This is a genomic window from Agrobacterium sp. MS2 (assembly GCF_003261015.1).
GTDB classification, from domain to species: Bacteria; Pseudomonadota; Alphaproteobacteria; order Rhizobiales; family Rhizobiaceae; genus Agrobacterium; species Agrobacterium pusense.
In genome coordinates this window covers 25,811-35,605 of record NZ_QLNF01000096.1, presented here as the reverse complement: position 1 = coordinate 35,605, position 9,795 = coordinate 25,811, and the positions used below count along the sequence as shown (strand labels likewise).

The following is a 9,795-nucleotide window of genomic DNA, read 5'->3' as shown; positions in this document are numbered from 1 at the left end:
CAATGCGACTGTGGAGTCGATCGTCGCGAATTTCAGAGCCTCGCGCTTTTCAGGTAACGTATCGCCAAAGTCCCGCGTCTGCACGATACCGGAGTGGAGGTAGAGATTGTGCGGCATAACGGTCGCACCGAGTATGCCAAGCGCCAGATACAGCATGTCGGGATTGGTGATAATCTCTGTCGTTGGAGCAAAGCCGAGGATCACCTGACCCCAATTCGGATCGGCAAGAGCGATCTGAACCGCAAAGCAGACGGCGATAACGCCGAGCAAAGTTATGACAAGCGCTTCGACCCAACGGAAGCCAAGCTTTTGCAGGTAAAGGATCAAGAATACATCCAGAGCAGTGATGACCACTCCCAGCTCGAGCGGAATACCGAAAAGGAGGTTCAAGCCGATTGCAGTGCCGATTACCTCGGCGATGTCAGTCGCAATGATCGCTATTTCGGCCAGCAGCCACAGCACCATGGCAACCGGTTTGGGGTAGGCATCACGACAGGCCTGCGCCAGGTCTCGCCCCGAGGCGATGGCGAGGCGCGCGCACAGCGACTGAAGGACGATCGCCATGATGTTTGAAATCAGGGCCACCGTGAGCAGCGCGTAGCCGAAGCGTGATCCCCCGGCCAGAGATGTCGCCCAATTGCCTGGGTCCATGTACCCGACCGCGACGAGATAGCCGGGCCCGAAGAAAGCCATTGCCCTTCGGAAAGTGCCCGCTCCTGCCGCGACCTTGATCGACCGGTGCACATCCGAAAGGGACGCCTCTCCCACCGTTTGTTGCCATCCCCTCACCGGTCTGTCCATCGTCCACCGCGCTTTCAAAGCCCACCACTATTGCAATTGCAAATCATTCTCACAAAGAGGCTGCGGACGCAAGCCGGATCGATCAGATCCCACCAATTGGGAACCATTAGGGCTTTATTGACCATAGTCGGCTTTACTGATGGTGATCCGAGCGTGGCCGCAATGTTCGCCAGGCCCGAGCTCGGAGAGCCGTCAAGTGTGGAGTACCCAGTGAGCGAGTTGCCAACTTGCGTTAGGCCCTATTCAACCGCAGCCTTCCTATCCGAATGCCTCCGCGGCATGGCGACGGTTGCAATTGCCGTGCTGCTCGCAGTGGCAATGGCGGCGGGTTCGTCCTCACCTGCGACAGCCGCGACGGACAGATCGCTGAAGCTGTTTTTCACACACACTGGGGAACGTGCGACGATAACATTCAAACGGGACGGGAAGTTCGATGCCCGTGGACTAGTTCAGATCAACCGCTTTTTGCGCGATTGGCGCAAGAACGAACCCGCGAACATCGATCCCCGTCTACTCGATCTCGTATGGGAAGTGTACCAGCGCAGCGGATCAAACAACTATATTCATATAGTCTCTGCCTATCGCTCACCGGCGACAAACAAGATGCTCAGAGGGCGATCGAGGGATAGTGGTGTCGCGAAAAACAGCCAACACACCCTCGGCAAGGCAATGGATTTTTACATTCCGGGCGTCAAACTGGCCAAGTTGCGATCACTTGCGATGCAGATGCAAGTCGGCGGAGTGGGATACTATCCCGCATCGGGATCTCCTTTCGTCCATCTTGATGTTGGAAATGTCCGTGCATGGCCCCGCATGACGCGCAAGGAACTGGCTCGGATCTTTCCCGATGGAAAGACCATGCACCTTCCCTCCGATGGCCGCCCGCTCCCCGGCTACGATTTGGCAGTCGCCGACTATCGTCGTCGCGTCGGCGCGAAATCGATCGAGATTGCTTCCAGTGCTGGAGATAAAGACAGTAGTTTCGCTCCCGCTTCATCAAACAGGAGCAGCCTGCTCACCGCAATGCTACCGACTGAACGAAGCCGAGCAGAGGACGCGCTCGATCTTCAGACAAACCGGCAGACCATGGTCGGCGAGGCTAGGTCGGAGTTCACCGATTTAAGCGCTTTGGCAATTCCTGTACCGGTTGCACGCCCTACTTCCGAAATGGAAATGCCTAGGGTCGAGGTTGCCTCACTCGGTCCGTCTACCGATCGCACACAGATTGAGAGTTTCCGCCCTTCCGCCATTCTTGATCTGCCGGAGCCGATTGCCTTGATCGCGCTATTTCGGATTACCGCAGCAGACAGAGATGCTGACGAAGAGGCTGATGGTCAGGAAACGCTTATGACATGGGCGCTTTCGGGTCCGGACACCTCAACAGGATTGACAGCGCCCCTCATATCTGCACGACTGTTTGCGATCAGGACTACCCAGATCGCCCCCTAAATCAAGGATCGGAGCCATTGTGCCAGCCTGCAACAAACGTCTCGCGCGTCGATGCTCGAATCTTCGGCGGTGCGTCAGCTTTTAGCAGGGGCCGGCATTTCCAAATCGTTTGAACAGCCTGTCGCGTCATCGAAGCCGGCGGCGATTGCTGCCAGATCTTCCGGTTTGGCATTGAAGCGTAGACCGTGAAACTCGCCGTCTGAGCCAGCCCCACCTTCAATGGAAAAGCCTGAAAATTCGCCTTTCTGCTTTTCTACGTCACTAACTGGACTAGGAATGAGGGTCACCTGGGCGCCGATTGCCCGACCCCGCATTCCGGAGACCGTGATTGGCCCTTTGCTGTCCAGAACGGAAATCTGGATGAGATGACCCGCCTCGACCTTGCGAAGAGATTCGGCAACCCGCATGGCGGTCCGAAGACGGACCTGCTCATCCACGGCCTCTGTGACGATGAACTGCCGGATCCAGGTGCCGTCGCGATCCCGCGCCTTAGCGGTGGCAACTGTCTGACAATCCGCACCGCTCTTCTCAGCCGATAAACCCAAAAGCTCTTCCGGACCATAATAAACTGCCGCCGCACCACCAGCACCGCCGACGCAAAGCGCTCCGAATAAAACTGCCAAGCTGATCCTTAAGATGCGCCGTCTTCGTTCCTGCATGGAGAGAACCTTCGGTGGAAGCCTATGACCAGATCTAACCACCGAAGTCTTGAAACCAAATGAAGCAAAAAGGTTAATCGAGGCCACCTACAGAACACCGCCCTGCAGCCGACCCGCGTTCACTGAGGATCATGGAGTGTGCCCAGCATGTTCCTCCGAACTTGCTGTCGCACCCTTTTGGACGACGAACTCCACTTCGACGGGCCCTGCTTTCTCGAACTGCAGCGTTGCCTTGAATTTTTCGCCCTCCGCTGGGTACCATGTAGGCTTCTCGAACATGATGTGCATGGCACGGGGCTCCAGCTTGACAGTGGAGCCGGCGCTGATTGTGATGCCCTCCTTGACAGGTCGCATACGCGCCACCCCGTCGATGACAGATGATAGGTGGATTTCAAAGCGCTCGGCGACCGGACTGCTTCCTCCAAGAAGGCGATCATCCGTCCTGCCCGTGTTGACGATCGTCAAATACCCGCCGAGAACCGGCGCAACCGCGGGAGCTTTTTGGGACCATGGATGCTTTATCTCCAAGCTACCGACCGTGAAATCATGAGACGATGCGGGACCGGAAGACGTGGTCACGAACGTCAAAGCAAAGAGACCAAAAGCCAGCAGTTTTTGAAATGGCACTGTAAATTCTCCGTATCGTTTGCGGGACACAATTATCAGATTCGAAACAGACCTAGACCCGATAGATCTGACCGGGTTGGCATCACGACAAGTTCAAGGACACACGAGACACCGGCGGTTCAGCGAATAGGACGCAACAACCGCAGGGCATTCATGGTCACAAGGACTGTCGCTCCCGTATCGGCAAGGATCGCGGGCCAAAGGCCCGTGATGCCCAGGATAGTCGTCACCAAGAATACCGCTTTCAAACCCAGAGCGATGGTGATGTTCTGGAAAATGTTGCGCATGGTCCGTTTCGAGAGATCGATCATAAGGGCGACATCAGCCACCCTGCCGTGGAGAACGGCGGCGTCAGCCGTCTCCAAAGCCACGTCTGTTCCACCACCCATCGCGATCCCGACATCAGCAGCCGCTAACGCTGGCGCGTCGTTGATCCCATCGCCGATCTTGCCGACAACATAGCCCTCTTTCTTCAGTTCGCCCACGATCCGCTGCTTGTCTTCAGGCATCAGCTCCGCACGGACCTCAATGCCGAGTTGCGCACCAATGGCCGTGGCGGTCCGCTTATTGTCGCCTGTCAGCATAACCGTCCTTATGCCTGCATCCGTCAGAGCCTTGAGGCCCGCAACTGCATCGCCTCTCGGCTCGTCACGCATGGCAATGGCACCAGCGAGAACATCGCCAATGACCAGTACAGAGACGGTCTTTCCTTCATCGTTGAGAGACGTGATCTTCTCCAAATGAGCAAGTGGAACCGGAACTCGCTCTGCTGCGGCCTTGGGCGAGCCGAAAAAGACCTCAACGCCATCCACGATGGCGGAAACACCCTTGCCGCCGAGCGCCTTCGCATCGGCCCCGGAGGGAGCTACTATGCCCTCTTCCTTGGCCTTGCTTAAGATCGCAAGGGCGAGAGGATGGCTGGATCCCACTTCAAGCGCTGCGGCAAACCGAAGGACGTCTTCACTTTCCCGGCCGAACGGGACCACATCAGTCACCTGCGGTTTGCCTTCGGTAAGCGTGCCAGTCTTGTCGAAAGCAATCGCCGTGAGCTCGCCGAGACCTTCTAGAACGGCGCCCCCTTTGAGGAGCAGGCCGCGGCGTGCGCCCGACGACAGTGATGCAGCGATCGCAGCCGGGGTCGAAATGACAAGTGCGCATGGGCAGCCGATCAGCAGCACGGCAAGCCCCTTGTAAACCCACTCACTCCATATTCCACCCGCAAACAGCGGAGGAATGACTGCCACCAAAGCGGCAACGACAACCACGCCAGGAGTGTAGTATTTGGAGAAACGGTCAATAAAGCGTTCGGTCGGAGCCTTGGATTCCTGCGCTTCCTCGACGAGGCGAACGACACGGGCGATAGTGTTGTCTGCTGATGCTGCCGTGACCCTGATACGCAGAACCGCATCACCATTTACGGTGCCCGCAAAAACAGTGTCGTCGACGGCCTTGCGAACAGGCACGCTTTCCCCGGTCACGGGCGCTTCGTCGATCGAACTTTCGCCTGCAACGATGACACCATCGGCGGAGATCCGATCACCGGGCCGAACCAGTATGATTGAACCAACCGCAAGAGTTTCGGCTGGCACCTCGCGGGTCTCGCTGCCCTCCTCCAGTAACGCCGTCTTTGGAACGAGCGCCGTAAGGGACTTGATGCTGTCGCGCGCCCTTCCCGCGGCAACGCCTTCAAGCAGTTCGCCAACCAGGAAAAGGAAGACGACCGCAGCGGCCTCTTCGGTCGCGTTAATGACCAGTGCGCCAGCAGCGGCGATCGTCATCAGCATCTCGATGGAGAATGGCGTGCCAGCCAGTGCGGCCATGATAGCCCTTCGGGCGATCGGCACGAGGCCGACAAGCATTGCAATCGTGTAGGCATATGTTTCGATCGCTGGGAACATATACCCAATGCCATAAGCGACAGCTAGTGATCCACCCGCGAAGATCGTCAGACGCCCCTTCTTAGTCCCCCACCAAGGACCTTCGGAAGAACCGTGATCGTGACCGTGGAGTCCTTCAACTTTGCCGAGCGCCGCGCTTTTCGATCCATGGTCGTGTCCAGCGTGGGCGTTGTCAGATCCCTCTTGGGTCGTAGACGATGCGCGCCCGTCCGATCCTGGCATGGGAACGATCGTGTAACCGAGACCAGAGACCCGTTTTTCTATCGCTTTGATATCCGCTGACTGCCGATGTTTGACCGTCATGGTTCCGGCCGTGACCGACACGGAGACGTCATCGACAGCGTCCATCCGTCTGATGGCCGTGTCAATCTTGGAAGCACATGACGCGCAATCCATTCCGCCGATACGGAAACGTGCCTGCAGGATCAGGGGAGCCACATCATCTGAAGGCGCGACGCGATCGGCCTCATGATCATGCCCAGTGCAATGGGTGCCATGATCCGAATGATCGTCATGACTGGACTGTGCGTGCGGCTCTCCATGTAGGTGATCGTGCGTGCGATCCGGTTCGTGTTTATCGACGGGTTTCACAACGGTTTTGGAAATCGTTGAGATTAGGGAGGCCTGATAGCCTAGGCCCGAAAGCTTGTGGCGAATCGTGTCCAGAGCGCTGATTTCTGTGTGCTCGACTGTCATTGTGCCGGCGGTGACAGATACGGACACCTCTTGAATGCCCGCAATACGTCTCACGGCAGTGTCGATCTTGTTTGCACACGAGGCGCAATCCATTCCGATTACCCGGAAACGAGTTTGTAACGAGTCGCTCACTGGAAATCCTCACATTGTGAAAGATTAACCTTACGACCTCTAGCCACTAGAGGTGCAAGCAAAAACTTGGTTCGACAGGGGCGCTCGATATCGACTAATTGGTCCGAGGGCCGCGAGCCCCTGCAATGTCGCCACAGCGGTGCTTAAAAGCTGATGGGCGTGACCAAGTCTCGAAACGCCTTGAGCGGATCCGAAGTGTCGCCCACCCCAAACTTCATGGCCGACGCGATTGCTCTGTTTCTTGGCGGAAACAAGAAAGCCGATTGACATATCCCCTCCAGGGGGTGGGAAATCTTCATGAGCGAACATCGACACGAAACGCATTCCGACAAGCGCCTCAAGCGTGCGAACGCCATCTGAGGAGTGTCACCGCCATATTCGAGGCGGGCATACCCTGTCTCGACATCACCCAACAACTGGATGCCGTCGAGAAGGCAGTCCGCAACGCCAAGCGCACCCTGAACCAGGACCATCTCGATCATTGCCTGAAGGAAACGGTGGGCGCCCTGGATCTCGTAGTAGCTATAAGTCCGGTCATCCGAATGTCTTCTATTGGAGCAATAGCTCTCATCGCCTTCGCCTTGAAGGGATCTGAACAAACGACTGGCCAATTTCCGACGCACTGCACTCTAAATTTCCTTTGGTTTGCAGACGCTTAGTTTCACCCGTGGCTTGCTATTCCTGAGTCTGTTTCGTTTTAGCCCTGGTCGTCCTGCAATAAACCTCAATCCTCAGCTGGAGCATCGACATGTCATGCCCGCAGATGGCGCGGCGCCGTCGTCAATGACGCTTATCGGCTCCTATCTTCAATGTTGTTGTGGATGGCCATGCTACAACCTGTCAACGTGATTTAGTAGGCAGCAAAGAATGGATATTCAGGTGCATGACCCACAGGGTCAGTGTGAGGGGATCTATGTACGCACGGGACGATTTTCAGCTGCTGGCTGCTCGCACGGCGAAGGTCCAGGTAGACCTTCCCTGGCGTCGACAACGAGAGTGGATGAATCCCCATGTTTCGTTTAGCGAGCCGCCTCAAAGCCTTCGGTCATCTTCTTCGGAACACATTACCGCACTGATTGGCAAGAACGGAACTGGAAAGTCGCATCTTCTCAGCTCCATCGTCCAGACGTTCGTCACGTTGGAGCAGTTGCAGACGCGAAAGCGGCGCACGATCAAAGAGTTTCCTCTCGAGCACCTCTCGTACATGATCGATGGTCGGCGTTGCACGATTGACTACCATGGCAAGCAAAGCCTGGAATGCCATGTCGATGACTTGCATGTACCAATTTACGGTCTGCCACTCCCAAGGCGCGTGGTCGCCCTCACCATCAGCCCCTTCGACAAATTCCCAGTTCCCCGCTCCCTAAGGCATTCTGTGAAGCCGGTTGATCCATCGGTCTACGAATATCTGGGTCTTCGCGATCAATTCGGCAAAGCGTCGATGGAATCGCTTCTGTTCCGTTCCCTGAACAACCTGTTCGAGGAAGGGGAGAACGAAGCTCTTCGTCGCATCAACATTGGTTCGGTGTTTCAATTCCTCGGCCTAGAGCCGATCTTGACCGTCATCTACAAGATACGAATCCATTCGTCCGTATTGCGGCGTTTGCAACGTGGAGAAAGGGTCGATTGGAAATCGGTCGGCAACTTTTCGGAGAGCCGTAATGTCGAGGAAATGCTTCGGAGCGGCTTTGACGAGGTAGAGTTGAACAATCTTCTGGAGCTGGCGATGGCGCGCGCGGAGGACGGTTTCGTCAGGACAGTCGCCGACTTCAACTACGGAGGCGATCTCGACGAAACGTTTCGCATCCTGCAACCGCTACGGCGAGCAGGTTTTCTCAGGCTATCGGGCGTCGAGGTTAAGCAAATCAACGGTCCGGTTTCGAACCTGCGACGTGCCAGTTCCGGCCAGCTGAGCATGATCTGCGCGTTGCTCGCACTGGCATCGGTCATCAACAATGCAAGCCTTGTCTTGATCGACGAACCGGAACTCAGCCTCCATCCCGAATGGCAGGTCGATTACGTCGACCTTTTGATTAAGACATTCGCCCGCTTCAATGGATGCCACTTCGTTATTGCCACACATTCTCCGATGGTCATATCTGAGCTTCCCAAGCACGCGAACGTCATCGCGCTTGACCAACCGTCTCTCCCCGCGACGGAAGATATCACCGGTCAATCGGCAGACTACCTGCTCGCGGAAGTTTTCGGAACGCCAATGCCCGGGAACCTCTACGTCCGGGAAAGGGTCGTTGCAGCACTTGGCCTCATCTCGGAAGGCAAGTCGAAGTCTCCTGAATTCAATGAAGTGACCGCCGATCTTCAGAAGATTAGTGAGCAATTGAAACCGGATGATCCGATTGCGGATATCATCGGGGATATCGCTAACGTCGCTCGGGCTGCGGGAACGAAGGCGTCGTAATGAACCCCGTTGTATATTCCGACGCAAACCAGCTGATTGTCAATGATTTCGAAACCCGACCTGCCGTCGATCAGATTGGATCCTATTGGGGTGAAGATGAAGTAGCTCCAGTAAGAAAACAAATCAAAGATCATTACATCGCTGAACAGAGTCAGCGGTGCTGCTATTGCGCCTTTGAGATCGCGACCAACAATAATGCTGTCTGGGACGGGGAACACATCATATCCCGTGACGCAGCGGCCAGATTCATGTTCGTACCTGAAAACCTCAGCATTTCCTGCAAGGATTGTAATCTTGCCAAGAAGGAGAAAGAGGTCAGGGTCAATCCTTCGCTCAAGCGGTTCCCAACTCGATCTGAGCAATATAAAATTGTTCATCCCCACTTTGACAACTACGCCGATCACATCCAGTGGTTCGGGAAAGTCGTCAAACCTCTCACGGACAAGGGTATCGAAACCGTCGCAATGTGCGGCTTGAGTCGCTACGGAAAGAAAAAGGCGGGAGCAGAGAAGGTGCCGATCCATCCTGCCATGGCCAAGCAAATCGGTATCCTTATGGATCCCTTTTCAGATCGGATCGATATGCATGTAGCACTTGCCAGCATCAAGGCATACCTTGAGACCGTTCCGCAGGATTAGTCGAGGGTATACTCTCTGGCAAGCGGCAGTCGCAATGTGCTTGTAAAGTGGCGAACATGCTGTCGAGCCTAGTCCAACAGAGCACGGCTATGGGATGCGATATGGGGAAGTCAGGAAAAGCATCTGGGTCGGCACGATCTTGCGCAGCTGTGGAACATGCTTGATCCCATCTGCGATCTCCCAGGAGTCGACCACTTGCCCGTGGAAGATCTCGACGGTATCGAAGCCTACATGCGCCAGCTAAATGAGCGGGATCCACGAGGGGAGAGCTTCCGCTACGCGCGCAGTCGCGACGCAACTCGCACGCTGGGGGCGGATCTCGTCCATATTAGTATCCGCTGGTTTGCCATACATATGGAGAAGCTGGCCGATTATCTCGACGGCCTGGAAAACTGGCTTGGAATGCTGGTTGACGGGCGTGACAAGGCTTATGCCGGATGACATTTCAAGAACCGCAGGTGGCTTTGGGGAGCTTG

The 9,795-nt window shown here is 56.0% G+C and carries 8 protein-coding genes and 1 pseudogene; 5 read left to right on the top strand and 4 right to left on the bottom strand.

The window, feature by feature from the left end; translation table 11 throughout:
* The coding region (locus DOU54_RS26530; protein WP_193603475.1) for an Nramp family divalent metal transporter at window positions 1-801 on the bottom strand (801 nt) is incomplete at its 3' end.
* 279 nt (window positions 802-1,080) lie between these two features.
* On the opposite strand from DOU54_RS26530, the gene DOU54_RS26525 reads away from it, so the two are divergent.
* Window positions 1,081-2,250, top strand: a complete 1,170-nt coding sequence (locus tag DOU54_RS26525) for a peptidoglycan L,D-endopeptidase MepK (protein WP_113732166.1) — start codon at window positions 1,081-1,083, stop codon at window positions 2,248-2,250.
* 74 nt (window positions 2,251-2,324) lie between these two features.
* Here the strand turns inward: DOU54_RS26525 and DOU54_RS26520 are convergent, their stop codons facing one another.
* The 3 genes from DOU54_RS26520 to DOU54_RS26510 form a co-directional block, all read right to left on the bottom strand.
* A complete protein-coding gene (locus tag DOU54_RS26520; RefSeq protein WP_146617408.1) occupies window positions 2,325-2,909 on the bottom strand; it encodes a hypothetical protein in 585 nt (194 codons plus the stop codon).
* A gap of 129 nt (window positions 2,910-3,038) precedes the next feature.
* Window positions 3,039-3,536 (bottom strand): copper chaperone PCu(A)C, encoded by a 498-nt coding sequence (locus tag DOU54_RS26515; RefSeq protein ID WP_286079972.1) that lies wholly within the window; start codon window positions 3,534-3,536, stop codon window positions 3,039-3,041.
* A 119-nt stretch (window positions 3,537-3,655) separates the two neighbouring features.
* Complete coding sequence (locus DOU54_RS26510; RefSeq protein ID WP_113732153.1) at window positions 3,656-6,262, bottom strand: heavy metal translocating P-type ATPase; 2,607 nt, start codon at window positions 6,260-6,262, stop codon at window positions 3,656-3,658.
* 297 nt (window positions 6,263-6,559) lie between these two features.
* On the opposite strand from DOU54_RS26510, the pseudogene DOU54_RS28345 reads away from it, so the two are divergent.
* The 4 genes and pseudogenes from DOU54_RS28345 to DOU54_RS26490 all read left to right on the top strand — a co-directional run.
* Window positions 6,560-6,771, top strand: a pseudogene (locus tag DOU54_RS28345) (metal-sensing transcriptional repressor); the annotation flags it as partial.
* Between the two features lie 404 nt (window positions 6,772-7,175).
* Window positions 7,176-8,681, top strand: a complete 1,506-nt coding sequence (locus tag DOU54_RS26500; protein ID WP_172965729.1) for an ATP-binding protein — start codon at window positions 7,176-7,178, stop codon at window positions 8,679-8,681.
* Window positions 8,681-9,319 (top strand): HNH endonuclease, encoded by a 639-nt coding sequence (locus tag DOU54_RS26495; RefSeq protein ID WP_113732151.1) that lies wholly within the window; start codon window positions 8,681-8,683, stop codon window positions 9,317-9,319. The genes DOU54_RS26500 and DOU54_RS26495 overlap by 1 nt, the downstream gene beginning before the upstream one ends.
* 201 nt (window positions 9,320-9,520) lie before the next feature.
* A complete protein-coding gene (locus tag DOU54_RS26490) occupies window positions 9,521-9,760 on the top strand; it encodes a hypothetical protein (RefSeq protein WP_125271470.1) in 240 nt (79 codons plus the stop codon).
* Window positions 9,761-9,795: the final 35 nt, after the last annotated feature.

Bases quoted from the DNA above. Each gene is read 5' to 3' on its own strand.
- DOU54_RS26525 (WP_113732166.1), top strand. From the start codon at position 1,081: ATGGCGACGGTTGCAATTGCCGTGCTGCTCGCAGTGGCAATGGCGGCG.
- DOU54_RS26520 (WP_146617408.1), bottom strand. From the start codon at position 2,909: ATGCAGGAACGAAGACGGCGCATCTTAAGGATCAGCTTGGCAGTTTTA.
- DOU54_RS26500 (WP_172965729.1), top strand. From the start codon at position 7,176: ATGTACGCACGGGACGATTTTCAGCTGCTGGCTGCTCGCACGGCGAAG.
- DOU54_RS26495 (WP_113732151.1), top strand. From the start codon at position 8,681: ATGAACCCCGTTGTATATTCCGACGCAAACCAGCTGATTGTCAATGAT.